Raw genomic sequence first — 24424 nt, 5'->3', positions numbered from 1 at the left:
GCGCACGGCTCCCTCGTGAGCCCGCACAGGCCCCGTTCCGGTTCTGCCCGGAACGGGGCCTGTGCGTGTCCGCGCCATGATGCCGACCGGCGCTCAGGGTGTCGTCGTGCTCCGCACCGGCTTCGGCGACGTGACGTACGAGGTGAGGTAGACGATCGCGGCGAAGCCGACGCCTATGCCACCCAGGAGCAGCCAGAACTGGTGACTCACGGCTCCGCGGTCGCCGGAGAGCACTGCTGCCAGAGCGTTGGCGACGGCGCCGCCCGCGGCGATGGACGTACCGACGAAGCCGAAGGCCGTGCCCCGGCGGTGCGCCGGGACCGAAGCGGCGATCTCGCTGTCGATGCAGGGGTCGATCAGTACCTCGCCGACGGAGAAGAGCAGCACGCACACGATCAGGCCGGCCATCGTGCCCGGGGAGGCGGCCGCGAAGCTGATCGCCATCAGCAGGAGCGCGCCGGAGATGACCACCGCTGAGCTGCGGGTCCGGTCGGCGGACCGGTTCAGCGGCAGCTGGAGGAGTACCACGGCAACGGCATTGACGGAGAAGAGCACACCGACGAACGACGAGCTCTGCACATGGCCGGTGAACACCGGGAGCGCGTATTCGAGTTGGATGTAGGAGAAGCCGAAGGCGAAGGCGCACAGCAGGATCCACGCCAGCTTGCGGGAGTCCAGCGGCCGGGACGGGTGACCGGAGCCGGCGTCCTCGGCTGTCGGCCCGGCCGTCGTCCGGTCGGCGGTCAGCAGTGGGCGCAGCCGCAGCAGCAGGACGGCCAGCACCACGAAGGCGCAGCTGGTGATGACGAAGCTGACGCGGGCGTCGGCCATGAGAAGCAGGAGGCTGCCGATCAGCGGGCCCAGGGCGGTTCCCGCGTTGTTCGCGGTGCTGCGCAGTGCGAACACGGCCCTGAGCTGCTCTTTCGTGCCCAAGAGCTGTACCAGCGCCGACTTCGAGGCGGGTACGAAGATCGCGCCGCCGAAGCCGAGGAGGCCGCACGCGGCGACCACCGACACGGGACCCGAGGCGGCCAGGAGCAGCAGATACGACAGAGCCCTGACGAGCAGCCCCGCACACATGGCGCCCACCGCGCCGAGGCGGTCGGCGATCCAGCCGCCCAGCAGGGTCAGACCCTGCTGGCACCAGAACCTGGCCGTGATCGCCATAGCCACCACGGCCGGGCTGAGGTGCTGATCCTGGGTCAGGAAGACCGCGAGATAGGGGAGCACGAGGTTGCTGCCGAACGCGACCGCGAGGTTCCCGCCCAGGAGAAGCAGACAACCCGGTGTACTCCTGGCGAGTCGCAGCGTTTGGATCACGTCGTGCTGCCCGCCTCGCCGCCTTCCGCCCCGGGCCGGATCACCGTGGAGCGCTCGAACCACGCCAGTGCCTCGGTGAGGGCCGTCTCGACCTCGTCGCGCGCATGGCCGGTGGCCAGCACCGAACCGATCTTCGACACGCTCAGCTGGGCGGCCTCGAGCACGGTCCCCGGTTCGGCGTGTCTGCTGTACACGCTGATTCCGGGCACTGGACACGTGTCCGGTATCTCCACCAGCGTGCCGGCACGCGGCGGGAACAGTGACCAGCCCGCGATCTGCACCGGCTCGGCAGGGATCCGCGGCGGTGTGCGGCCGCTCAACGCCCCGACGTAGACCTCGGGCAGGGTGATGCCGAAGCCCAGTCGCAGAACCCCTTCGATCAGGCCGCCCCCCATCCGGCTGGCGATCTCGTTGAACACCAGGCGGCGGTCGGCGTCGAGGAAGACCTCGGCGTGGAACATGCAGGTGTCCGGAGTCGGCAGCGCGGCCAGCGCCTGGCGAGTGAGGTCCCGAACGGGAGTCAGCAGCGGGTCGGCCGGATCAAGGAGGGAGCTCTGCAGGGCACCGCCCTCCTTGAAGTCCAGACAGGTGGTGCGGCCGTGCGTCGAGGGCCACATCAGCAGTGTTTCCCCGGCCACGACGAGGCCGTCGATGTGGATGAGTTCGTGCTCGATGTACTTCTCGGCGAGCAGTTGCGCACCGTCGTCGGTGCCCAGGGCACGGTGGGCGGCGAGGAGGCTGTCCACGTCCTGATGGTTGTGCAGGACGTGGACGTCGATGGAGCCGCCGCCCCACCGCGGCTTGACGACTACGGGAAATCCCTGCTGGTCGATGAACCCGAGCAGGTCCGCGAGGTTGGCGACGGGCGCATAGGGGGCCAGCGGGACTCCGGCCCGCTCCAGAATCCGCTTCATCTCCAGCTTGTCCCGGAACGCCGTCGCGCTGGCGACGTCCTGCCCGGGCACGGCGAACAGTTCACGCAGCCGGGCGGCCCGCACGAGGTCGAACTCGGAGAGCGCTATGACCCGGTCGAAGGCCATTTTCCGGTGCAGCGCGACGGCGCGGCTTTCGACCAGAGGGTTGAAATGGAAGTCATCGAAGAATTCCGCATGCGCGTATCCGGCGAGTTGGGCGGAGCGCACCTCGGGGTCGGACGAGACGGTCGCCGCGTCGGTCAGCAGGACGGCCTCGTGGTCGGCACCCAGCCAGTCGGGATAGGGACGCCCTGCGAGCGAGGCCCGATTGAGAATCAGGTATCTCATCGGACCCCCACGGCCCGGTGGCCGGCATCGACCCGCGAGTCGGAATTCCTGGTGTACGGCAGCAGGATGCTCACGATCTTATTTCTCCACTTCGAGCGCATAGGTGGCGGCGAGGTCCGCCAGCCTCTCCGGGACCGCGGCCTCGTCCGGGGCGGAGAAGAAGACGAGTCCTGTCGTCGTGGCCGAGGTGAGCTCCGCGGGAACCACGTCTCCCACCTTCATGGACATCTGCACGGCAACCACGCCGCTGCTTGCGGACAGCTCCTCCGGAGTGCTCAGCCGCGTGATCCTGCCCGGGCGGGTCGGCAGCATGACGGTGCCCAGGATGTCGTCCGGACGGCGTGGACGGATCTCCGGCTTCTCGCCGAGCGAAGAAGCCCAGAACATCTCCCAGAGGTCTACGCCGCAGTGACGTCGCACCGCCTCGACGATGCCGCCCCCACCAGGACGGCCGGCGATCTCGCCGACGACGAACCCCTCGGCGGTCTTGAAGAGTTCGAGGTGCGTGACCCCGTCGCGCAGCCCGAGGGCCTGGACGACCTGGCGGTTGATCTCGGTGATGGTGTCGAAGTCCTCGTGCCCGGCCGGGAGGAGGTACGACCCGCTGAAGGTGTCTATCTGCCCGAGGATGGGAGTGAAATAGCGGGAAGGCGCAGCGAAGATCACTTCACCGTCACGCACCACGGCATCGCAGTGGAACTCGTGCTCCATCTCGACGAACCGCTCGACAATGATCGGCGTGTTGCTCTCCCTGAGCTCCACTCCGGCTTCGGAGGCGCCGAACCGAACGTAATCGTCGGCTGTCGGGAACACGGCCACGCCGATGCAACCGCCGCCGAACACCGGCTTGGCCACGCACGGCCAGCCCGTGTACTTGGCCGCGGCCGGGATCTCGTCGAAGGACATGACCTGCTGGAATGCGGCAGTCGGCAGGCCGGCGGCGGCGAGGCGCCGCTTCATGATGTATTTGTTGGAGAACGCCAGCGACGTCTCGTATCCCATGCCCTCGATACCGAGAGTGGACCGGATGTATCCGGCCGTTCGTACCGAGTGTTCGACGGGGGAGACGATGCGGTCCACCGGGTCCTTGCGAGCAATGGAGAGGACCGTGTCCAGAACTGCTTCCGGGTCGCGCACATTGGGCACCTCGTACACGGCCACGTCCGGGCCGAAGGTGTGATTGTGGCCCCTGTCAACAATCACGGAGGCGCGTATGTTCCTGGCGCCATCGAGGATCCGTGCCGGGATTCTCCGGCGATCCGTGCATATGACAACCACATGCGTGGGTAAAATCTTCTCTTCCTTCATGCGTTCCATCCTTGTGGGTATTGGTCGGCAGACTTGTGCCGTCGTGAGGCAATGGCCGGATTCGGGGTGTGGTCATGCCGCATTGGGGAGAGGCGGGTCGTTCCGTGAAATCTTGCGATTCACTCGCCGCCGAGGAAGCGGTGGCGGCTCTCCTGTCGATGCGCGAACACGACTCCCCACGTACGTAGCTCTCGGAAGGAAGAGGAGATGCGTCTTGTTGCGGGGGCCGAGGGAAACTTCTACGGCATATCCACGATATTCGTCAACACGATTCCCTAGGCCTGGGGATGTGATCACGATCACTGTTGATGGCTGAGTTTTGCGGCGGTTCACCGGTTTGACCGGGGCTGTTCCGGCGGGTGTCGCCTTCCATGGCTCGTGGTGCAGTGGTGCGTGGGCAGCGGGGGGATGCTGCAGGTCAGGGAGGTCCGGCCGGTTCTCGGGCGTGGCCGGATCGGCGCATTATCGCCGTTGGGTGGCGGAAATCTTTCGCCCCGGGCCGGGTGTTGGCCTTTCTGTCGTGTCGGGTCTGCCCGAATTCCGGCAAAGTCCCCCCAGTTGGGTCGCAGTTCAGCATCGACCCCACAACTTCCCCCGGTTATCCACATGGTGAGACAGGGCTGGGAAGATTGATCACCGTCTGCTTATCCTCTGCGGCGGACATTGTCAGAGGGGTGCTGAGGGGCCACATCAGCACATCAAGGGGGACGATCTGAATGTTTGGATTTTTGCTGTGACCACACGGGGAATGACCGCGCTTCCTATGCGCGTCCGGCCTTGAGCCGGCCAGAGCCGACGCCCTCCCGCTGAACGTGCCGCTGCCGGCCGAGGGAGACGTCTTTTTTCTTCGTGCGCGGCTTGGCTGAGGCGCGCACTATTCCTGTCAGCGTCCGGAGTATTCCGGTAGTAGCCGTCGCTGATCACCGGTCACCGTCGCCCGGTTGGTCGACGTGCTCAAGGACATCCACTTCTCAGGACAGCCCTGCCCGTGCGCAGCTGCCGTCGTCCTGATCCGCCGAAGTGCGCAAGATCCTTACCTGAGACAGATCGGTGGGAAGACTTCAAGATGGAGATTTTAGCCGTGCAGGCGGTCGGTTCTCTTTTGCAGCGGGCGTGCGACGAGTTCTCCGACGCGACTGCGATCAAGTCCTCCGCGGAGTCGGTTTCCTTCTCCGAGCTGCTGCTGCGCGCCCGGAAGGTAGCCGATGAGCTGCAAGCGCAAGGCATCGGCAACGGTGACGTCGTCGGCGTTCTGGGCCGGCGCAGCGCATCGGTGGTCGCGGCCGTCTTCGGAGTGTGGCTGTCCGGGGCGATCGTCATGCTCGTGGACGACTCGCTGCCCGAGGTGCGGCGCGAGACCATGCTGAACTGCGGTCCGGCCAGGGCGACCATCGCCTGCGCGAACGATCACCAGGTCGTCCTGAGACCCGCCCCCGCGGGCGAGGCCGCCACGGCCGAAGTCCTCAAGAACGAGGACTGCGCGTACATTGCTTTCACCTCCGGATCCACTGGACAGCCCAAGGCGATCGTCGGCAGCCACACTGGCCTGTCGCTGTTCCTGGAGTGGCAGTCCGGTGAATTCGGGATCGGTCCCCACGACCGGTTCGCGCACCTGACCAACCTGTCCTTCGACGTCTGGTTCCGAGACGCGCTGACGCCCCTGGTCTCCGGAGCCACACTGTGCGTTCCGGATGAGCCGCACCTCGATGCCGCCGGTGTGCGGGAGTTCCTGCGGAGCGAGGGGATCACGGGTTTCCACCTGGTCCCGTCGCTCGGCAAGGTGTGGATGAACGACTGGGCCGAGAGCGAGTCGATTCCGTCCGTCCGGCTGTCCTTCTTCGCCGGAGAGCCGCTGGACGGCGCGCTGGTGCGCAGGTGGCAGAGTGCCTTTCCGCACTGCCAGGTGGTGAATCTCTACGGCCCGACCGAGACGACGCTGGCCCAGCACTTCTACCGGGTCCCGCGGGATGTGGCCGCCGGGATCCAGCCGGTGGGTCGGAACCTCCCCCACTCCCGCACCCATGTCGTGGGCGAGAACGGGCAGTTGTGCGCGGACGGTGTCGCCGGCGAGATCCACATCGCGGCGGACCATCCCTCCTACGGCTATCTCGTGGGGAGCCGGATCGTTTCGCCGTTCGTGGAGATCGGCGTCGACGGGGAGCCTGTGCTCGCTTACCCGACAGGGGATCTCGGACGCCGGAACAAGGACGGCGACATCGAGGTCCTCGGGCGGGCGGACGAGCAGATCAAGATCGCGGGTGTCCGGATCGAGCTGCAGGAGGTCCGCTCCGCGATCCAGTCGCATCCGAGTGTCCGTGATGTCTTCGTCTGCGCGCAGGAAGACCGGTTCACCAAGGTGATCGTCGCCGTTGTGGAGGGTGAGGCGACGGCCGAGCGGCAGCTCCGTGACTATTTGGGTGAGCGACTCCTGAATGTCATGATCCCATCAATCATGCTCTTCCTTCCCGAGCTGCCCAAGCTCCCGAACGGGAAGGTCGATCGCAAGGCGCTCGCCGAGACCGCTCGCCGCCATGTTCAGGAGCAAGGCCGGCGCATCCTCGAGGGGGCGGCGGATCCGCACGCCCGCTCGGTGCCCGATCGGCTGGAGCGCCTCTGGCTCGCCGTGGCCGGTGGCGGCGCGGGGTCCCTGTCCGATCGCGAGGCGAACTTCTTCGACGTGGGCGGAAGCTCGTTGACCATCGCCGTTCTCCACTCGGAGATCCAGAAGGAATTCGGCGTCCGGTTCCCGCTCGTCCGGCTCTTCGAGCATGCCTCCTTCAACGCTCAGCGGAGATTCCTGGAAGCCATGACGAGGCAGCCGCGAGACCACTCACCCAGTGCCACGTCCGCCACGGCCGGCGCAGGTCGAAGGCGTGTCGTGTCGGCCAGGCGTGCCCGTACCCGTCAGGTCCGGCAAGCGCTTTCGCATCGAACCGAACAGGGATGAACATGGAAAACGATGACGAGCTGATCGCGATCGTCGCGATGGAATGCCGGCTGCCCCAGGCGGACGGCGTCGACGAGTTCTGGCAGAGACTGGTGAACGGCGAAAGCGTTATCAGGGATCTCACGGACGCCGAGATGGCGGCGGCGGGAGTACCGGCCGGGCAGCGGTCGCGTTCGGACTATGTGAAGCGCGCCGGAACCCTGGACGGCATCGCCGAGTTCGACTCCTCGTACTTCGGATACTCCTCGCGTGAGGCGGACATCCTGGATGTCCAGCAGCGCCTCATGCTCGAATCGTCGGTATCGCTGCTGGAGCGGGCCAACATCGATCCGCAGCGCACCGACCAGCGGATCGGCGTCTTCGCGGGCTCGGGGATGAGCACCTATCTGTTCGGGGCTCTTCGCCGCAACGACCTCGTCGAGTCGCTGGGCGAGATGGTCGTCCGGCACGGAAACGACAAGGATTTCCTGGCAACCCGGATCTCCTACAAGCTGAATCTGCGCGGTCCCAGCGTCAATGTGCAGACCGCCTGCTCCACCGGTCTGGTGGCCGTCCACTCAGCCGTGCAGAGTCTGCTGCTGAGCGAATGCGATGCGGCGATCGCCGGTGCGGTGTACGTGCGCGTCCCCCAGGAAGCCGGCTACCAGTACCAGGTCGGCGGCGTGCTGTCGCCCGACGGCATCTGCCGCCCGTTCGACGCCGGTGCCAACGGAACGGTCTTCACCAACGGTCTCGGGCTCGTCCTGCTGAAGCGCTTGCGCGATGCGATCGCCGACGGCGACGACGTGCAGGCGGTGATCGCCGGCTCGGCGGTCAACAACGACGGAGCCGAGAAGGTGAGCTTCACCGCCCCGAGCGTGTCCGGCCAGGTCGCCGTCCTGCGGGATGCCCTTGAGATCTCGGGCGTCAAGCAGACGGACATCTCGTACATCGAGGCGCACGGCACGGGGACGGCACTCGGCGATCCCATCGAGATCGAGGCGATCAAGCAGGCGTACGGCCTGGACGGCGCACCCTGCGGTATCGGTTCGCTCAAGGGCAACTTCGGGCATCTCAACATCGCCGCCGGCATTGTCGGTCTGATCAAGGCGGCGCTGGTGCTGAAGCACAAGTACGTGCCGCCGACGGTGAATGTGCGGGAGATCAACCCGGCGCTCGAACTGGATGGTTCACGCTATTTCGTGACCACCGAGGGTCGGCCGCTCGACGGTGACACGGACAACTGGGCCGGCGTGAGCGCCTTCGGTATGGGCGGCACCAATAGTCATGTCATCCTCAAGAGCTTCGAGCAGGCCCCGGCAGAACCGGCCGAACCCGCCGAGGGACCGAGCATCCTCACCTTCTCGGCCCGGTCCGAGGCGGCCCTGCGGAACCAGGCGGTCGCGCTGGCGGAGCATCTCGCCGCACACCCGGACGGCTCACTGGCGGAGTACGCGTACACGCTGCGCGAGGGACGGACGCGGCATCCCCACCGTGCGTCGCTGGCCGCCGTCGACCTGAAGGAGGCGGTCGCGCGGCTGAAGGCCGGACGCTACCACCAGGGAGCCGAGTCGGGTTCGCGTGAGATCGCGTTCGTCTTCGCCGGACAGGGGACGCAGCGTGCCGGGATGGGAACCGTCCTCGCGGCGAAGAACAAGCACTTCGCCCGTCGGTTCGACGAGACGATCGCCGTGGTGAACGACCACACCGGGTTCGATCTGAGGACGTACCTCGGACCTGACGGCAAGGTCGACGGCATCGACACCTCGGTGGCGCAGCCGCTGCTGTTCGCCGTCGAGTACGCGTTGGCGACCGCGCTCGTCGACACGGGCGTCCGGCCCCGGTACCTCTTCGGACACAGCCTCGGCGAGATCGTCGCCGCAACCGTCGCGGGTGTCTTCGACCTGCCGACGGCGGCAGCGCTCGTCGCGACGCGGGCGCGGCTCATGGGGCGCTGCGAGCCCGGGGCGATGCTCGCGGTCGACCGGCTGGAGCCGTTCGCGGACCTCCTCGACAGCGGGCCTCTGGTGGTGGCGGCGACCAACTCCCCCCAGCAGTTCGTGCTGTCCGGAACCCGCGACGGCATCGAGACGGCTGCCGCGCGAGCCGCCGATGCCGGTATCCACCATCAGCGGCTGGCAACGTCGCACGCCTTCCACTCACCGCTCATGCAGAAGGCCGCGGACGAATTCCTCGAGTTCCTGAGGTCCCGCACCTTCCACGCCCCGCGGATCCCGCTGATCTCGAACATCACCGGCCGGCTTCTCACGGAGTACGAGGCCAGGAACCCGCACTACTGGGCGGATCACCTGGTACGTACCGTCGACTTCGCCGGTTCGGTGGAAACGCTGCGAGAGCTGGGCGTGAGCAGGTTCATCGAGATCGGTGCCGGCCGGGCGATGAGCAATCTGGTGCGTGCCAACCTGGGCTCCGGAGCCGACCCTGCCCTCCAACTGGCCCAGGCCCTGGGAGATCGGGAGCACGAGGACGAGTCGTTCGCGGACGCGGTCGCACTCGGATGGGCCACCGATTCCGAGGTATCCCTCGAGGAGTACGCGAGCGCCGCGCGGATGGTGCCCCTGCCCACGTACGCGTTCGAGCGGCAACGCCACTGGGTGGAGCCGACCCTCGGGTTCAGCTCGGACAGCGGTACCTGTGCGGTAGGGGAGTCGGCCGTGACCTCGGCAGTGAGCGCGGCTGAGCCCGCCCGGGGCGGCTCTCCCCTCGATGACGCGCCCGCGCCGATGGCGTCGGACGACGACAGCGACGAGGCGACAGAAGAGATCCGGCGGATCGTCGGGAAGATCTTCGAGAGCTTCCTCGGCGAGTCGGCGGTGGCCGCAGACCGAGGGTTCTTCGAGCTCGGCGGAAACTCACTCATGGCTATCCAGATGATCAACAAATTGCGAGAGACGTTCGAACTGGACTTCTCCGTCCGGGACTTCTACGAGAACAGCTCGGTCTCGGGAACCACGAACGTGATCAAGGCGCTGCTGCTCGAGGAGCCCGCGTATGTCTGACGGTTCTTTCCTCAGCGCCGGGCAGCTGGCGCGACTGAAGGCCCAACTGAAGTCCGGCACTTCCCCTTCGAAGCCCGGTACTTCCCCCACTTCCGCTCCTTCTTCGTCGCCTTCCGCCGCACTCCTTCCCGATCTGGGCATCATCTTCTTCTCCGGCCTGAGCGGCGACAGCGATCCCTACGATCTTCTGCTCGAGGTCTCCCGCTTTGTCGATCAAGCCGGATACACCTCGATCTGGACGCCGGAGCGGCACTTCACCGAGGCCGGTGGTGCCTACCCCAATCCGGCCGTTCTGGGAGCCGCACTGGCGACGATCACCAAGAACGTCCGCATCCGGGCGGGAAGCGTGAACCTCCCGCTGCACAACATCCTCCGCGTGGCGGAGGAATGGGCGCTCGTCGACAACCTGTCGGGCGGCCGTGTGGACCTCGCGGTGGCACCCGGCTGGCACGCGCGGGACTTCGTCCTCAATCCCGAGGGCTTCGAAGACAGGGCCCAACTGCTCAACCGGTCACGGGAGCAACTGCAGAGCCTGTGGCGCGGCGACGCGGTCAAGCGAACCGATGCCCTGGGCGAGGTCCACGAGATCCTGACCTTTCCTCGCCCCGTCCAGCCGGAGTTGCCCGTCTGGCTGACGACGTCGAAGAACGAGGACGCGTGGCGATTCGCCGGTGAGAACGGCCTCAACGTCCTGTCGGCGCTCATCAACTTCGGTCCCGCCGAACTCCGGAAGCGGATCGAGATCTACCGTGAGGCACGCGCTCGTAAGGGCCTCGACCCCGAGCTCGGCGTCGTCTCGCTGATGCTGCACACCTACGTCGGTGTCACCGCGGACGAGGCCGTCGAACGGGTCCGGCCGGCCATGACCCAGTATCTGAGCTCCTTCGTCTCGCAGCATGCGACATCCGGGCAGCGTGAGTCACAGGACAAATCGCAGACGCTGCAGAACCTGGACGAGGACCGCGACGATTTCCTGGAGATGGTGTTCCAGCGGTACGTCTCCTCGAGCTCCCTCATCGGTGATGTGGAGCGAGCCCGCGAGACGCTGCGGGGTTTCCGTGCGATGGGCGTGAACGAGGTCGCCTGCCTCGTCGACTTCGGACTTCCCAAGGACGAGGTGCTTGCGAGCCTGGCCCGGCTTTCCCCGCTCCTTCAGAAAGGGGTCTGACCCATGAGGACATACAGCTTCCAGGGCGTCGGCCCACGTGTTCATCCGAGCGTCTACGCGTTCGACGACGTCGTGCTGATCGGAGACGTCGAGATCGAGGCGGACGTCAGCCTGTGGCCGGGCGTGACCATCCGCGGGGACAAGGGCAGCGTGCGCATAGGCCCCGGCTCGAACATCCAGGACCACGCGATGCTGCACTCGGACCCCGACTATCCGCTGACCATCGGGCGGGACGTCACAGTCGCCCACGGTGCGCTGCTGCACGGTTGCTCGGTCGGCGACGGATCCGTCATCGGAATCGGCGCGATCCTGCTGAACGGGGTCGCGGTCGGCGCGAGTTCACGGGTCTCAGCGGGCGTGGTGCTCAGCGCCGGCCCCGTGTATCCGTCCCGGAGCCTGATCGCGGGCTCTCCCGCATCCGTCCTGATGACACTGAGCGCCAGTGATGTGGCGGTGCTCGACGAGACGGCCGCCGAATACCGGGAGCTTGCCGCGCAGTACCGCACGGGTCTGCGCCCGGTCGCCGTACCGGGTGGTGAGCGGTCCGGGACGCGGACCGGCACCTGATGAGCCCGCCCGCCGGACCGACGGACACCCGGCTGTTGCGGCGATACGGCTCCGGCCACCGGTGCGCACTCGTCTGTTTCCCTCACACGGGCGGCGGCATGTCCGCCCCCCGTGGCTGGGCGGACGCCCTCTCTCCGCCGACGGACGTCCGACTCGGGGCGACCTCGCCGGCTCCACGGCCGCTCCCGACCGATGGGGACTGCGTGTCGGCCGAGCCGGACCGGCCGCTGGAACCCGAGGTCATGACCGGCTGGGCCTCGCTGACGACGCGGCATTTCTCACAGCTCAAGGTTCCCGGTGGACACATGTACCTCCTGACGGAACCAGCACCTCTGCTCGATCTCGTCAAGGAGCTGGAGCTTCGATGAACATCACCGAGACAGCGTTGCAGGGCGCGTTCAAGGACGTCATGGCCTGCGTGGCCACACCCGTGTCCATCGTGACCGCAATGCCCTACGACACCGCGCCCCGCGGGGCGACCGTCAGCGCCTTCGCATCGCTGTCGCTGACTCCGGCCATGGTCCTGGTCAGTCTGGACCGGAGATCGAGAACTCTGGAGGCGATCCGCGAGTCCGGTCGCTTCGGTCTCAACGTACTCGGCGCCGACCAGGCCGACCTGGCGATGTCCTTCGCCGCGAGGGACGGCCTCGACAAGTTCCTCGGCACGTCCTGGACCATCGACGACGGCCTCCCGCGCATCTCCCGGGCCGCCGCCTGGATAGCGTCGACCGTGGCCGATCTGGTGGACGGCGGAGACCACGTCGTCGTCCTCGGCCGCGTTGACGCCGCGGAGGCCGAAGCCACGGGGGACAGGGCGCCCTTGGTCTACTACCGGCGCAGCTTCGGGACCCACCTGCCGCACTGAGCGAAAGAGCCGGCCACCCCACCCGACGAAGAGCCAGGCCCCGTCAGCACGCTGACGGGGCCTGGCTCTTGGGCTCGGGGGCGTCAGGCCGGCGCGGCTTCGGCGCGCTCTCCGATCGTCTCCGTGCGGGGCTCGGCGATCCGCACGTAGTCGTGCACGTCGAGGGCCACGGACAAGGCCAGGTCCGCCGCGTTGAAGAAGATCTCCTCGTGCTCCAGCAGAGCCGGGTCGACGACCAGTTCCAGGGCCGGGTCGAAGCTGAAGGGCACGATGGAGCCGCTGACGCAGCCGGACAGCCGCTCGGCGGTGGCGCGGTCGGCGAAGGACACGTTCCGTGCCGCCCACAACTCCTGGATCCTGCCGAGGTCGACGCGCCGGTCACCGGGTACGACGGCGAGCACGTAGCGGGAGTGCTTCTTGGTCGCCTTCACTCGTACGACGATGCACTTGGCCGCCTGCTCCGTCCGGTGCCCGCGCATCGCACTGACCACGTCGGTCCGTCCCTCGGGCGCGTGCTCGATCAGCCGGAAGCGGGCTTTGTGGCGGGTGAGCAGGTCGAGGAGACGGGCGCGCATGGTGTCGTCGGCCGCCTGCGGCTGAGCAAGGGTGTCACTCATCCCCAGACCACCGCGGAATCCAGCTCGTCGTCGGCGAAACCGAAGAAGAAGCCCATCGTCAGCCGGTCCGAGCCGCCGACCCGTTCAATGGAGTGGTAGCGGGTCGGGTTGATGAGGTAGACGTCCCCGGCCTGCGGCTTGAACTCGTGGCAGGGGTGGCCCTCCACCACGGCCTCGTCGTAGCCGAGACCGCCGGGGATCTTGTACTGCTCGTCGGCCGGCTCCCAGGCGCGCTGGTACGTCCGCAGCTCGCCGCCCTCGTCGCATTCCTGGAGGCACACCACGCAGCTCAGCTGGTGGGTGAGTCCGGCGAGTGCCAGGCCGGTGCCCTGTGCGTCCCGCATGATGTTGTCGTTGTGCAGGGGGTTGCGCACGCCGTCGGCGTGGATGCGGACGACCGAGGCGGCGTACTCGGTGCCGTCCGGCTCCCGGGCCGGTTCCATGGACCTGAGCCGGAGGGCGTCCCGCAGTGCGGACCGGACCCGCTCGCTCAGATCGAAGCCGGCCTCCTCCAGCATCGCCTTGGCCTGCTGGGCCTCGGCGAAGTAGGCCGCGGGCTCCGCCAGGTACTTGGCGAGGTAGGGGCCGATGGTGGTCAGGCTGCCATTGGCGTACGCGGTCGTGGAGGCGTTGGCGAAGAGCTTGCCGACCTTCTCGAGGTTCTCCGTGAAGACCTCGTCGGGCAGCAGGTTCCGCAGGACGATGACGGCCACCTCGCCGTCGGCGAGTCGGCGCAGCAGCCCCGCGTCCGGCCGCTCGGTGCCGGCGTCGACGACGATCCGCGACCAGGATGTGGTGCCTGTCATGATGAACTCCTTCACAGGTACGAGAGCTGGGTCTGGGCGGGGATGAGGCTGAACGCCTCGACGGTCCCGGGCTCCAGCGGTTCCCACTGGTCGGCCGGCGCGAGGTCGGGAATCACCTCGGACGAGATCACCGTCAGGTCGGGGGTCCGCAGCCGCTGCATGGTGAAGTAGCGCGGCGACTTGTTCGGCGGGGACGTCCAGTGGATGACGTACGCCGCCCGCGGGTTCACGGCGATGGCGTTTCCCGAACTGCCGCCGGGCGGGATCGCGTCCAGCAGCTGACGGGTCCGCTGTGCGTCGAGGGTGTCGGCACCGGCGGGGATCACGTAGTCGAAGTACTCACGCGAGTCGAACGCGGAGGACTCCATGCCGAGCAGGCTGTGCACGGTGGGCAGGAACCCGTTGTGCATGAAGTACCAGGGGAGTTCGTCCTCCCGGTGCAGCGGGTGGGTGAACTGGATCCCGTGGTTCTGGGGCAGGGTCGCGTGACGTGCGTGGATCGCGAGGAAGTCGGTCGTCAGGTCCGGGACCGGCGACTCCTGCCAGCTCTCCGAGAGGGGGCGTACGTCGCGGTGCACCCCGAGACCGTTGACGGCGCCGGCGTCGCGCCACACCGCGCCCCAGCCGTTGGGGTGGACGTCGGTGGGCCCGTCGTGGTCTGCGGTGCGGCCGCAGCTCATGGCGACGGCGGCGTCCAGGACGGCCCGGGACTCGAAGCGGCCCTGAGCCAGGATGAGACGGCACATGGCGGGAATCAGCCTCGCAATCGTGGGGCGACGAGCGGTTGCAGCAGGGAGCGGACGTGCGTCGCGCCGTCGCCCACGGCGATGACCCGGCCCTTGGCCCCGGTGTGCCGCGCCAGGTCCGAGGCGAGCAACTCGCGCTCGGCCGACGTCAGTCGGTCAGGCGACGGTGGATGCGGGGCGGGGAGCGTCTCGATGCCGGCGTCCGACGCGGCCAGGGCCTGTCCGGCCCGCAGCTCCTCGTCCGACACGACGGAGACCTGACCGGCCGCCCGCCCGGAGGCATCGGGCAGCGAAGGGTGCTGCCGGTCCAGGTGAGTCCGGAAGACCAGCTCGGCCCACTGGATTCCGGTCGCCCGCTCGACGAGCGCCACCAGCCCACCGCCGGAGAGCCGGAAGCCCATCTCCACGAAGACGGGCCCGTCGGGCCCCTGCAGGACGTCGATGTGGAAGGGGCCCTCCGCGTATCCGACCGCGTTCAGGCTCCGGTCGGCCAGCTCCCGCAGGGCGTCGTCCGCGCCGCCGCCGTGGGTCGCGATGTGGCCCACTTCGCGGAAACCGGTCAGCTCGGGGGCGCCCGGAACCGATTCGAGCGCGGTGATCTTCTCGCACACGCTCAGCAGGAGGGCCCGGCCACCGACCGCGACGCCCTGCAGGGAGACCTCGGGCCCCTTGACGAATTCCTCCGCCATGACGGCCCCGAACGCGCCGCCGCCGTAGTTGAGAGTGGCGCGGATGTCCGCCAGGGCCCGGCGCAGCGCGGCCGGGCCGTCGACCAGGGTCACGCCCAGGCCGCCGCCGCCGTCGACCGGCTTGACGACCTGGGGGTACCCGAGAGCGTCGGCCTGCACCACGTCGTGTGCCCCGAGCGTGACGAACCGGGGCTGGCGCACCGAGGGCGCACGGCGCTCCAGCGCGGCACGCTGCTGAGCCTTGTCCGGCGGACGGAAGCTCTCACCCGCGTACGGCCAGGGCGTCACGCGCAGGGCACGCGCCACGTCGAAGGCCGAGTAGACGTACCGCTCGAACCCGGCGAGAAGAAGGCAGGGCCGGACGCCCGCTGTGTCGAGGGCGGCCCGCACCTGCTCGGGGTCCTGCGGCTGCTCGACGGCGAGCTCCACGTCGAACGGTCGGCGGCCGAGCAGCGCGCGCCAGCGCAGATACGCCGCGGTCTCCACCAGCACGGTCCGCAGGCCGCGGCGGCGGGCACAGTCCAGATACGGGTCCAGGCCGTCGCGGGTCGCGCCCAGCTGGACGAAGTCTGCCCCCGCCAGGGGAGGTCGGCTGTCAGTGGGCATCGGTCACCGCCCGGACAGCAGTTCGGAGACGACCGGGCCGTCCGCCGCGTGCCGGGTCTGGATGACCTGTTTGTGCGGGTCTCCGTCGAGGATCGAGTCGATGAGTTCGCCGCTGCTCGGCGTGAGCGTGGGCAGCCGCAGCGAACTCCCGTACAGCACCCGCAACTGCTCGACCGTCAGGCCGCTGAGCCGCTCCAGACGCGCGGTCAGTACGGCGTCCTGCGCGGAGCCGCGGAGCAGGGCGTGCACGGCTTCGGCGGAGAGCCCGGGCTGCTCGGTGCGGAGGTACTCCTCCAGGCGCACACCCTTCTCGGTGAAGGGGGCGTGGACCATGGTCACGAGCTGCTCCTCGGTCAGGCCGTACGCCTCCATCGCATAGGCGTCCATGGCCGACCGCATGCGCCGGGCGGCGCCCTCGCCCTCGTAGCGCTCGCGCATCAGGGCGACGAGCTGGGGCGGAAACTCCTTCTTGTGCATGAGCGAGATCGCGAACTCGACGTACTCGCTCAGGCCTTCGGCGTATGTACGGCCGTGGCACCGCTCGGCCTTGAGGGCGCGCAGGTGCGCCATCAGGGCGGGGTTGCCGCAGTCGGACTCGGTGAAACTGAAGGCGATGTCGTCGAAGGTGAAGCCGAGGAACTCGGTGAGGAGCTCCCAATGGTCACCCGAGGCGTAGGCGGTGTCGTCGTAGATGGAGAAGAACTGCAGTCCGGTGCGGACATCGGTGGTGATCGCGTGCTCGGCGACGAGGTCGGTCGCCGCGTCGCCGTGGATGTCGGTGAAGTAGGCCTGGGAGATGTTGTTCAGTGCGGTCAGGAAGCCCTTGAAGCCCTGGCGCTCCTCGGGCCCGGGCTGCAGCCCGAATCTGCGGGCGAGCCGGGAGACCCAGAGGTAGTAGTCGCGCTGCTCCTGCCTGGAGTCTCCGGTGATGATCAGGTCCACGCCACCGTCGAAGCCGGCGGCGAGGCCGAAGGAGTTCACCATGGACAGGTTGCAGGCGTTGCAGAAGGTCGGCCGCGCGTCCCCGGCGGTGCGGTGGCCGGTCATCAGGATGTCGAGCCGGTTGCGCTCCACGACATCGGCCGCCTGCGGCTCGTCGACGTCGAAGGTCTTGATCTGTTGGCCGTCGATGAGGAGAAGCTCACACTCCGGGTCGTCGAACAGCCCCAGGGCACGGTAGGCGCGGTCGATGTTCTCCATCACCGCACGCGGCATCCCGGCGTGGCGGTTGGTGGCCACCCGCATGCGGAAGGTCGAGCCGTGGATCCGGAAGAGGATGAGCTGCATCGTCCTGACGAACGCCAGGGTGTACGAGCTGTCCTTGCCGCCGCCGTAGGCGACCAGGACGACATTGCGCTCCAGGCGGGTCTTGTCCGGCAGTTCCGAGTGCAGACGGACGGCGCAGCGCACGGCGCCCTCGTAGTTTTCCGAGGAGAGCACCTCGCGCAGGTCGCGCAGGGCGTGCGCCCGCCGCTGACTGGAATCCGTCAGCGGCTGCTCAAACGCACCTAAAGTCATCGTCAGTGGTTCCTCTCATCAGAGCCCTGTGTGCCGGGTGGAGATCGGGAGTTTCGGGCAGGGAAAAGCGGGACTTGACAGTGTCGAAACGTAGTGAAAACGCGTCCAGGCAGCGGCCATTGAAACCTGGAAAAGGTCAGCTGAAAGACGCTCCTATGGCAGGAGCGCACTGACATGAATGGACACCGAGTTCGTACGGCGTCAGTGTTGGCGCGCGACTTCCCGAAGTGGCACGCAATTCCCCCCGTTCGCTCTCCATCCGGTTTACGGATTAAAGATCACGGATCACTGTTGGGTATACGTCGGGATCATGTCAACAGCTCATCTCAGGATGTGAAACCGTGCGATTGGCCGCGCCGGGTGCTATCCCGGCCAGTGGGAGCGCAGCGCTTCCAGCGCGGCCAGGATCGACGGCCGCTGACCCGACCTGCGCCGCCACACCGCGGAGATCTGCCGCGACGGGGCGGGCCGCAGCGGCACGGCCCGCACGCCCGGGGGCAGCACGGCCCGGCCGAGCCTGGGCAGCATCGCTACCCCGAGACCGGCCCTCAGGAGCGCCAACTGCGACTCGTACTCCTCGACTTGATACGCGATGCCGACGCGGGCGTCGAACGTCTCCATCAGCCACCGATGGCACATCGAGCCGGGCCCCTGGCTGATCCACCGCTCCTTCAGGAGGTCATCGGGGGTCAGTGCCTCCCGGCTCGCCAGGCCGTGGCCGCCGGGCAGCACGATGTCCGCGAGGTCCTCGCCGATGCGGGCCTCGGTCAGCGAAGGAGGCATGGTCAGCGGGGCGTTGTCCCAGTCGTGGACCACGGCGAGGTCCACCTCTCCCTGCACCACCAGCGTGAGCGCGCGGGTGGGATCGATTTCGATGAGCCGGCACTCCAAACCGTCGTAGAGCCCGGCGAGTTCGGCCATGGCCGACGCCACGAAGCCCCGGCATGCGGTGGGGAACGCCGCCAGGACCAGCTCGCCGCGGGGCAGCCCGCGCTGCTCCTCCAGGTCCGCTTCGGCCCGTTCCAGGACCGCGATCACCTCGACGGCCGCCTGGGCGAGCACGCGCCCCGCCGGAGTCAGAGTCACCTTGCCGGCCTGCCGGTCCAGCAGGTCGGTGCGGGCCTCGCGCTCCAGCTTGGCGATCTGCTGCGACACCGCCGAGGGCGTGTAGCCCAGGGCCGCGGCGGCCTTGGCGATGGTGCCGTGGGCGGCTATGGCGTTCAACGCCCGCAGGCGGCCGAGATCGAACATGAAGAGATGCTAATGCTCCCCCATTAGCAACTCGCGCTGGGCATGCCTCATGACTCCTGGTCTGATGGATCTCTGTACGCCACACCAACACGGGAGATCCGGTGAAGCCTGCCCATACCGCATTGGCCTTGCTGGTCGCGGCAATCTGGGGAGTCAACTTCGTCGTCATCGACATCGGCCTGCAGGAGTTCCCACCGCTGCTGTTCTCCGCGGTGCGATTCCTGCTCGCTGCGGTGCCGGCCGTGTTTTTCGTCGGGCGGCCCCAGGTGCCCTGGCGGTGGGTGATCGCCGTCGGTGTCGCCCTGGGGATCATGAAGTTCAGCCTGTTGTTCATCGGCATGCACATCGGAATGCCGCCCGGCCTCGCCTCGCTCGTCCTGCAGGGACAGGCCGTATTCACCATGATTTTCGCGGGAGTACTTCTCAAGGAAAAGCCTCGCGGAGTTCAGATGGCGGGCATGCTCATCGCGGCCACGGGCATGGTGCTGGTGGCCGTGGAATCCGGTGATGCCTGGCCGATCTCGGGCTTCCTGCTCGTGGTCGGGGCCGCGGCGTGCTGGGGCCTGTCCAACATCGCGATGCGTAAGGCGAGCCCGCCCGACATGTTCCGGTTCATGGTGTGGGTCAGTGTGGTGCCGCCGCTCCCGCTGGCGCTGATCTCCCTCCCCGTCGAGGGTGTGCACCGTGATCTGAACGCACTGCGGGAGCTGGGCCTGTCCGGTATCGCCGCCGCCGTGTACGTCGCCTGGATCGCGACCCTGTTCGGCTACGCGGCGTGGGGTTATTTGCTGCGTACGTACAGCGCCCCGACGGTTGCTCCCTTCTCCCTGTTCGTGCCGGTCTTCGGCATCCTGACGGCGTGGGCCTACCAGGGCGAGCGCGTCACGCCCACGACGCTGTTCGCCTCGGTGCTGGTGGTCGCGGGCATCCTGACGGGCATGCTCCGGCTCGACCGCAAACGCCCGACCGCCGAACCGGCCGTGCCGCTGCCCCAGTTGTCGCAGAAGTCCACGTAACTGCCGCTCCCGCGCGGCTTGTTCACCCGCCGGGCGAGCGCGCCCGGTCACAGCTCTGGATAGGCTTCCTCGCATGTCGCAACCGATCCAACTCGTGCTTCTGATCACCACCCTGCCGGGCCGAGGCCGGGAACAGGTAGCCGCGTTCGAGCGACTCGCGCCGATCGTGCGAGCCGAACCGGGATGCCTGCGGTACGACATGCACCAGGTGAGCGGGGAGCCCGACCGCTTCGTCCTCATCGAGCGGTGGGCGTCGAGGGAAGCGCTCGCCGTGCACGACGCCACCCCGCACATGATCGAGGCCGACGCGGCCAGCCCGGCGTTCCGGGCGGGCCCCCCGGAGATCATCGAGATCGCGGCCGAGCCCCTGGCCTGACCGCGTCCGGAGATCAACGCGTTCTCCCGCGCAGGAAGCGGGGGCGTACCGCCTGGGGGGGGTGCGGTTCAGCGGGTCGGTGGCAGGCGCTTCTCGAACCAGTGGTGGGCGTAGACGTGGTCGACGTACGCCGGGATCTCCGTGTACCCGCACGCCCGGTACATCGCCTGCGCCTCGGTGAGCGAGGCATGGGTGTCGAGGCGTACGACGGTCAGGTCCCGCGCGGCCGCCTCGCGTTCGAGGGCGTCGAGGAGGCGGCGGGCGAGACCCAGGCGGCGGGCCTCGGGATGCACCCAGACGTGGCGGATCTCGCCGACGCCGGGTTCCAGGCGCCGTAGCGCCCCGCAGCCCACGGGGTGGCCTTCCTCGCGGGCCACGAAGAACGCGCCGACGTCGCCGGACACCTCCTCGGGCCGCACGAGGTCGCTCTTGTCGAAGCCTTCGGGGAACCGCTCGTCGATGTCGGCCGCGTACGCGTCCAGGCAGGCCCGGGCGTCCGGTGCGGCGCCGTCGACCAGGTCGACGGTGATGGCCGCGAGGCGCAGCAGGCGCCGGGTGGTGGCCAGTGCCTCGGTCAGTTCGGCGCGTTGCGGTTCGCTGAGCCGTTCGAGGAGCCCGGCGGCGACCGCGCTCGCCCGCCGGTTCTGTTCCTTCACCTCCACGCGCCCGGCCGTGGTCAGCTCGATCATGCGCAGCCGGCTGTCCCGCGGGTGGGTGCTCAGCCGGACCATGCCCTGAGCCTGGAGCGCCTTCGCCATCCGGCTCAGGTACCCGGCGTCCAGGCCGAGCCGGCTCCTGAGTTCGCGCAGCGACGCACCCTCCGGGAACTCGGAGACCTCGAACAGCAGCCGGGCCTCGCCCAGCGGGCGGTTCTGGCCGAGGTAGTGGTCGTCCAGTACGCCGATGCGGCGCGTGAAGTAGCGGTTGAAGCGGCGGAAGGCCGTCACGTGCTCCGTGGATACTGGCTCCATATTTCTTTGACTTTAGTCAAAGGTCCCGTCCTGGTCCATGCCCCGCGCCGCTTCCGTGAGGCGCTGACCCAGCGCACGTGCCGCCTCCCGCAGCTCGCGCGGCCCGATGATCCGGAACGGCGCCCGGATCGCCGTGAGCTGTGCGGCGTACCAGTCGGGTTCGTCGGTGGTGGCGAGGATGCGGGTGGTGCGGTCGTCGATGGGCTCGGGGCGGCCGAGGCTGCGGGGCAGCCACCCGGTCACGAGCGAGGCCGGGGCCTCGACGATCACCTCCACCTCGTACGACCAGCCCTCGGCGAGGTGTTCCTCGAGGGTTTCGAGCGGGTCGAGGCCTTCGGGCGGCGTGAACGCCCCGTCCAGGACGGTCACTTCGGCGACCCGGTCGACGCGCAGCACGCGCCGGGCTCTCCGGAAGTGCGACCAGCACAGCAGGTACCAGCGGCCGTGGTGGACGACGACCGCCCATGGGTCGACCTCCATGGCGCGTACGCCCTTGGCGCCCAGGTCGTAGTCGAGCCGCACCTGGCGCCCGGCCGCGGCGGCCTGGACGAGGGCCGCCGTGGTGGCGGGGTCGGGGCCGGTGGCGTCCGGGCCCCGGGTGCTGACCCTGCGGACCGCCTCCGCCGGGTGCGCGACCGGATCCGGCAGCACCCGCACGATCTTGCCGAGCGCGCTGCCCACCGGGGTAGCCGGGTCCGCCGCGTCGTGATGGCCCTCCAGCACGGCCATGACCAGGGCCAGCGCCTCCGCCGACGTGAACATCAGCGGCGGCACGCGCGCACCGCGGCCGACGTGGTAGCCGCCGTAGGGGCCGCGCGTGGAGGCGACCGGGATGCCGGCCTCGCGCAGGATGCCGACATAGCGGCGGGCGGCGCGCTCGGAGACGCCGAGGCGGGCGGCGAGGCGGTCGGCGGTGATGCCGGGGCTGCTCTGGAGGAGCTCCAGGGCGAGGAGTGCGCGGGCGGTGGGGCTCTCGTCGTGCGGCATGGGCGGGCAGCATTCCGGTCGTGGGTTCCGGTCACGGAATCCGGTCGTGCATTCCGTCGTGGGTTCCGGTCGTGGATCGTCCGGAATGGACCGTAGCGTGATCCGCATGAGCGAGGACATCCCCCTGGAACCACCCGTCGCGGGCAGCGAGGTCGACACCCTGATCGGGTCCCTGGAACGGCAGCGCAGGACCTTCGCCTGGAAGTGCGAGGGCCTGGACGCGGCCGGGCTGAACGCACGGCTCGCCCCGTCGGCGATCACGCTGGGCGGGCTGCTCAAGCACCTGGCGCTGGTGGAGGCCGACTACTTCGCGTGGCGGCTGCTGGGTGAGGATCCGGGCGTGCCCTGGAACACCGTCGACTGGGAGGCCGAGCCCGGCTGGGAATGGCGTTCGGCCGCGGACGACACCCCTGAGCAGCTCTACGCGCTGTGGGAGTCCGCCGTCGCCCGATCCCGGGAGAACGTCCGAAAGGCTCTCGCCGAGGGCGGCCTCGACCGGCTCGCCCACCACACCGGTCGGGGCGGGCAGTCGCCCAGCCTGCGGCGCATCCTCGCGGACCTCATCGAGGAGTACGCCCGCCATGTCGGCCAGGCCGACCTGATCCGCGAGTCGATCGACGGCCGGGTGGGGGAGGACCCGCCGGCCGACTTCTGACGGACGTCACCGTAGAGGGCTCATGTGGTCCTTTTTGTTCCTGTTCGTCCGCATTTTCAGTGACGCACCGCACTTTCCGCGCCGATTGCGCATGCGATCCGGGGGCCCGGGGCAGGCGGTGACGGTCCTCGTGGGTGACACCTGTGTGACTCAGGGGCGCTGAACAGGAACGGAAGGCGACACCGATCATGACCGGACAGCAGGCGCGACAGGCAGAGCAGACGATTCACGCGGGCGGAGAATGGCACGCGGCCGTCTCCGGCGCCACGCGCGAGATTCTCGACCCCGCGGACGCCCTGCCCTTCGCCGTGGTCGCGGAGGGTGACGAGAAGGACACCGACCTGGCCGTCGCGGCCGCCCACCGTGCCTTCGACGGCGGCCGGGGCGAGTGGCCGCAGACGCCCGTCGCCGAGCGCGCCGCCCTGCTGCGCCGCGTCGCCGACCTGCTCGTGCGCGACCGCGAGAAGCTCGGCCTGCTGGAGAGCCGCGACGCCGGCAAGACCGTCGAGGAGGGCCGGGTCGACATCGACTGCGTCGCCGACGCCTTCCGCTACTTCGCCGACCTCGTCGCCGCCGAGGGCCCCGGCCGGGTCGTCGACGCGGGCTCGACCGACATCCACAGCGTCGTCGTACACGAGCCGGTCGGTGTCTGCGCGCTGATCACCCCCTGGAACTACCCTCTCCTGCAGGCCAGTTGGAAGATCGCCCCCGCGCTCGCCGCCGGGAACACCTTCGTCGTCAAGCCGAGCGAGATCACCCCGCTGACGACCGTCGCGCTCATCGAGCTGCTCGTCGAGGCGGGGCTGCCCGCCGGTGTCGCCAACATCGTGACCGGCCCGGGCCACTCCGTCGGCGCCCGGCTCGCCGAGCACCCCGACGTCGACCTGGTCTCCTTCACCGGCGGCCTGGTCAGCGGCACGAAGGTGGCCCAGGCGGCCGCGCCCACCGTCAAGAAGGTCGCCCTCGAACTCGGCGGCAAGAACCCCAACGTCGTCTTCGCCGACGCCTGCGCCACCGACGAGGCCTTCGACACCGCCGTCGACCAGGCCCTCAACGCCGCCTTCATCCACAGCGGCCAGGTCTGCTCGGCGGGCGCCCGCCTCATCGTCGAGGAGTCGGTCCGCGACCGCTTCGTCGCCGAACTCGCCCGCCGCGCCGAGAGGATCCGCCTCGGCCGCGGCACCGCCGACGGCGTCGAGTGCGGCCCGCTCGTCTCCGAGCAGCAGCGCGCCAAGGTCGAGGCGTACGTCGAGTCCGCGCTCAAGGAAGGCGCCGTGCTCCGCTCCGGCGGCAAGCGCCCCGCCCCGTCCCCCGAGCGGCCGGCGAACGGCTACTTCTACGAGCCGACCGTCCTCGACCACTGCCACCGCGAGATGAGGGTCGTACGCGAGGAGGTCTTCGGACCCGTCCTCACCGTCGAGACCTTCCGCACCGAGGACGAGGCCGTGGCCCTCGCCAACGACACCGAGTACGGCCTCGCGGGCGCCGTCTGGACCGCCGACGCGGGCCGGGCCCGGCGCGTCGCGGGCCGGCTGCGCCACGGCACCGTCTGGATCAACGACTTCCACCCCTACCTCCCGCAGGCGGAGTGGGGCGGCTTCGGCAAGAGCGGCGTGGGCCGCGAACTGGGCCCCGCCGGACTCGCCGAGTACCGCGAGACCAAGCACGTCTACCAGAACCTCGCGCCGAAGCCGGTGCGCTGGTTCGCGGGCTGACCCCTGTCCCCCCTCACCCCCGAGTCAGCCCTGAT

At 68.8% G+C, this 24424-nt stretch carries 21 protein-coding genes; 10 read left to right on the top strand and 11 right to left on the bottom strand.

Features of this window, described 5'->3' with window-relative positions:
* Positions 1 to 93: 93 nt before the first annotated feature.
* The 3 genes from ACIBAG_RS43000 to ACIBAG_RS42990 all read right to left on the bottom strand — a co-directional run bounded on the left by ACIBAG_RS43000 (position 94) and on the right by ACIBAG_RS42990 (position 3890).
* Positions 94 to 1320 carry an MFS transporter gene (locus ACIBAG_RS43000; RefSeq protein WP_399113230.1) on the bottom strand — a complete coding sequence of 409 codons (1227 nt, stop codon included), beginning with the start codon at positions 1318 to 1320 and terminating at the stop codon, positions 94 to 96.
* Positions 1317 to 2582: a hypothetical protein gene (locus ACIBAG_RS42995; RefSeq protein WP_399113228.1), complete on the bottom strand. Its 1266-nt coding sequence runs from the start codon at positions 2580 to 2582 to the stop codon at positions 1317 to 1319. Before ACIBAG_RS42995 ends, ACIBAG_RS43000 begins: the two co-directional genes overlap by 4 nt.
* Before the next feature lie 78 nt (positions 2583 to 2660).
* Positions 2661 to 3890: an ATP-grasp domain-containing protein gene (locus tag ACIBAG_RS42990; RefSeq protein WP_399113226.1), complete on the bottom strand. Its 1230-nt coding sequence runs from the start codon at positions 3888 to 3890 to the stop codon at positions 2661 to 2663.
* 988 nt (positions 3891 to 4878) lie between these two features.
* Here ACIBAG_RS42990 and ACIBAG_RS42985 point away from each other — a divergent pair.
* The 6 genes from ACIBAG_RS42985 to ACIBAG_RS42960 all read left to right on the top strand — a co-directional run bounded on the left by ACIBAG_RS42985 (position 4879) and on the right by ACIBAG_RS42960 (position 12436).
* Entirely contained in the window at positions 4879 to 6837 is a 1959-nt protein-coding gene (locus ACIBAG_RS42985) for a non-ribosomal peptide synthetase (protein ID WP_399113224.1), read from the top strand.
* A 2-nt stretch (positions 6838 to 6839) separates the two neighbouring features.
* Positions 6840 to 9836 carry a beta-ketoacyl synthase N-terminal-like domain-containing protein gene (locus tag ACIBAG_RS42980; protein ID WP_399113222.1) on the top strand — a complete coding sequence of 999 codons (2997 nt, stop codon included), beginning with the start codon at positions 6840 to 6842 and terminating at the stop codon, positions 9834 to 9836.
* Entirely contained in the window at positions 9829 to 11004 is a 1176-nt protein-coding gene (locus ACIBAG_RS42975) for a MupA/Atu3671 family FMN-dependent luciferase-like monooxygenase (RefSeq protein ID WP_399113220.1), read from the top strand. The genes ACIBAG_RS42980 and ACIBAG_RS42975 overlap by 8 nt, the downstream gene beginning before the upstream one ends.
* A gap of 3 nt (positions 11005 to 11007) precedes the next feature.
* A complete protein-coding gene (locus ACIBAG_RS42970) occupies positions 11008 to 11571 on the top strand; it encodes a gamma carbonic anhydrase family protein (RefSeq protein ID WP_399113218.1) in 564 nt (187 codons plus the stop codon).
* Positions 11572 to 11774: 203 nt separating this feature from the next.
* Entirely contained in the window at positions 11775 to 11939 is a 165-nt protein-coding gene (locus ACIBAG_RS42965; protein ID WP_399113216.1) for a hypothetical protein, read from the top strand.
* Entirely contained in the window at positions 11936 to 12436 is a 501-nt protein-coding gene (locus ACIBAG_RS42960) for a flavin reductase family protein (protein ID WP_399113214.1), read from the top strand. Before ACIBAG_RS42965 ends, ACIBAG_RS42960 begins: the two co-directional genes overlap by 4 nt.
* A gap of 83 nt (positions 12437 to 12519) precedes the next feature.
* On the opposite strand, the gene ACIBAG_RS42955 is transcribed toward ACIBAG_RS42960, so the two are convergent.
* The 6 genes from ACIBAG_RS42955 to ACIBAG_RS42930 all read right to left on the bottom strand — a co-directional run bounded on the left by ACIBAG_RS42955 (position 12520) and on the right by ACIBAG_RS42930 (position 18669).
* Positions 12520 to 13053: a YbaK/EbsC family protein gene (locus tag ACIBAG_RS42955; RefSeq protein ID WP_399113212.1), complete on the bottom strand. Its 534-nt coding sequence runs from the start codon at positions 13051 to 13053 to the stop codon at positions 12520 to 12522.
* Positions 13050 to 13859: a hypothetical protein gene (locus ACIBAG_RS42950; RefSeq protein WP_399113211.1), complete on the bottom strand. Its 810-nt coding sequence runs from the start codon at positions 13857 to 13859 to the stop codon at positions 13050 to 13052. The genes ACIBAG_RS42955 and ACIBAG_RS42950 overlap by 4 nt, the downstream gene beginning before the upstream one ends.
* An 11-nt stretch (positions 13860 to 13870) precedes the next feature.
* Positions 13871 to 14605 (bottom strand): class II glutamine amidotransferase, encoded by a 735-nt coding sequence (locus ACIBAG_RS42945; RefSeq protein ID WP_399113209.1) that lies wholly within the window; start codon positions 14603 to 14605, stop codon positions 13871 to 13873.
* An 8-nt stretch (positions 14606 to 14613) separates the two neighbouring features.
* Positions 14614 to 15900 (bottom strand): acetyl-CoA carboxylase biotin carboxylase subunit family protein, encoded by a 1287-nt coding sequence (locus ACIBAG_RS42940; protein ID WP_399113207.1) that lies wholly within the window; start codon positions 15898 to 15900, stop codon positions 14614 to 14616.
* Positions 15901 to 15903: 3 nt separating this feature from the next.
* A complete protein-coding gene (locus ACIBAG_RS42935; RefSeq protein WP_399113205.1) occupies positions 15904 to 17418 on the bottom strand; it encodes a PqqD family protein in 1515 nt (504 codons plus the stop codon).
* Positions 17419 to 17781: 363 nt separating this feature from the next.
* On the bottom strand, positions 17782 to 18669 hold the full coding sequence (locus ACIBAG_RS42930) for a LysR family transcriptional regulator (protein ID WP_399113204.1): 888 nt from the start codon (positions 18667 to 18669) through the stop codon (positions 17782 to 17784).
* Between the two features lie 128 nt (positions 18670 to 18797).
* Here ACIBAG_RS42930 and ACIBAG_RS42925 point away from each other — a divergent pair, with 128 nt between their 5' ends.
* Entirely contained in the window at positions 18798 to 19685 is an 888-nt protein-coding gene (locus ACIBAG_RS42925; RefSeq protein WP_399113202.1) for an EamA family transporter, read from the top strand.
* 73 nt (positions 19686 to 19758) lie between these two features.
* A complete protein-coding gene (locus tag ACIBAG_RS42920; protein WP_399113200.1) occupies positions 19759 to 20061 on the top strand; it encodes a putative quinol monooxygenase in 303 nt (100 codons plus the stop codon).
* 68 nt (positions 20062 to 20129) lie between these two features.
* Here the strand turns inward: ACIBAG_RS42920 and ACIBAG_RS42915 are convergent, their stop codons facing one another.
* Positions 20130 to 21032, bottom strand: a complete 903-nt coding sequence (locus ACIBAG_RS42915; RefSeq protein ID WP_399113198.1) for a GNAT family N-acetyltransferase — start codon at positions 21030 to 21032, stop codon at positions 20130 to 20132.
* A 12-nt stretch (positions 21033 to 21044) separates the two neighbouring features.
* Positions 21045 to 22019: a helix-turn-helix transcriptional regulator gene (locus ACIBAG_RS42910; RefSeq protein ID WP_399113196.1), complete on the bottom strand. Its 975-nt coding sequence runs from the start codon at positions 22017 to 22019 to the stop codon at positions 21045 to 21047.
* A gap of 106 nt (positions 22020 to 22125) precedes the next feature.
* Here ACIBAG_RS42910 and ACIBAG_RS42905 point away from each other — a divergent pair, with 106 nt between their 5' ends.
* Complete coding sequence (locus tag ACIBAG_RS42905) at positions 22126 to 22674, top strand: DinB family protein (RefSeq protein ID WP_399113194.1); 549 nt, start codon at positions 22126 to 22128, stop codon at positions 22672 to 22674.
* 188 nt (positions 22675 to 22862) lie between these two features.
* Positions 22863 to 24389 carry an aldehyde dehydrogenase family protein gene (locus ACIBAG_RS42900; protein WP_399113192.1) on the top strand — a complete coding sequence of 509 codons (1527 nt, stop codon included), beginning with the start codon at positions 22863 to 22865 and terminating at the stop codon, positions 24387 to 24389.
* Positions 24390 to 24424: the final 35 nt, after the last annotated feature.

The sequence above is a fragment of the Streptomyces sp. NPDC051243 genome, assembly GCF_044455405.1.
Lineage (GTDB): Bacteria > Actinomycetota > Actinomycetes > Streptomycetales > Streptomycetaceae > Streptomyces.
The sequence above is the reverse complement of the archived record's forward strand: the minus strand, read 5'-3'. Positions and strand labels throughout refer to the sequence as shown.

Bases quoted from the DNA above. Each gene is read 5' to 3' on its own strand.
- ACIBAG_RS42960 (WP_399113214.1), top strand. From the start codon at position 11,936: ATGAACATCACCGAGACAGCGTTGCAGGGCGCGTTCAAGGACGTCATG.
- ACIBAG_RS42990 (WP_399113226.1), bottom strand. From the start codon at position 3,890: ATGAAGGAAGAGAAGATTTTACCCACGCATGTGGTTGTCATATGCACG.
- ACIBAG_RS42995 (WP_399113228.1), bottom strand. From the start codon at position 2,582: ATGAGATACCTGATTCTCAATCGGGCCTCGCTCGCAGGGCGTCCCTAT.
- ACIBAG_RS42975 (WP_399113220.1), top strand. From the start codon at position 9,829: ATGTCTGACGGTTCTTTCCTCAGCGCCGGGCAGCTGGCGCGACTGAAG.
- ACIBAG_RS42940 (WP_399113207.1), bottom strand. From the start codon at position 15,900: ATGCCCACTGACAGCCGACCTCCCCTGGCGGGGGCAGACTTCGTCCAG.
- ACIBAG_RS42970 (WP_399113218.1), top strand. From the start codon at position 11,008: ATGAGGACATACAGCTTCCAGGGCGTCGGCCCACGTGTTCATCCGAGC.
- ACIBAG_RS42955 (WP_399113212.1), bottom strand. From the start codon at position 13,053: ATGAGTGACACCCTTGCTCAGCCGCAGGCGGCCGACGACACCATGCGC.
- ACIBAG_RS42930 (WP_399113204.1), bottom strand. From the start codon at position 18,669: ATGTTCGATCTCGGCCGCCTGCGGGCGTTGAACGCCATAGCCGCCCAC.
- ACIBAG_RS42910 (WP_399113196.1), bottom strand. From the start codon at position 22,019: ATGCCGCACGACGAGAGCCCCACCGCCCGCGCACTCCTCGCCCTGGAG.
- ACIBAG_RS42935 (WP_399113205.1), bottom strand. From the start codon at position 17,418: ATGACTTTAGGTGCGTTTGAGCAGCCGCTGACGGATTCCAGTCAGCGG.
- ACIBAG_RS42980 (WP_399113222.1), top strand. From the start codon at position 6,840: ATGGAAAACGATGACGAGCTGATCGCGATCGTCGCGATGGAATGCCGG.
- ACIBAG_RS42905 (WP_399113194.1), top strand. From the start codon at position 22,126: ATGAGCGAGGACATCCCCCTGGAACCACCCGTCGCGGGCAGCGAGGTC.
- ACIBAG_RS42950 (WP_399113211.1), bottom strand. From the start codon at position 13,859: ATGACAGGCACCACATCCTGGTCGCGGATCGTCGTCGACGCCGGCACC.
- ACIBAG_RS42915 (WP_399113198.1), bottom strand. From the start codon at position 21,032: ATGGAGCCAGTATCCACGGAGCACGTGACGGCCTTCCGCCGCTTCAAC.
- ACIBAG_RS42900 (WP_399113192.1), top strand. From the start codon at position 22,863: ATGACCGGACAGCAGGCGCGACAGGCAGAGCAGACGATTCACGCGGGC.
- ACIBAG_RS42920 (WP_399113200.1), top strand. From the start codon at position 19,759: ATGTCGCAACCGATCCAACTCGTGCTTCTGATCACCACCCTGCCGGGC.
- ACIBAG_RS42945 (WP_399113209.1), bottom strand. From the start codon at position 14,605: ATGTGCCGTCTCATCCTGGCTCAGGGCCGCTTCGAGTCCCGGGCCGTC.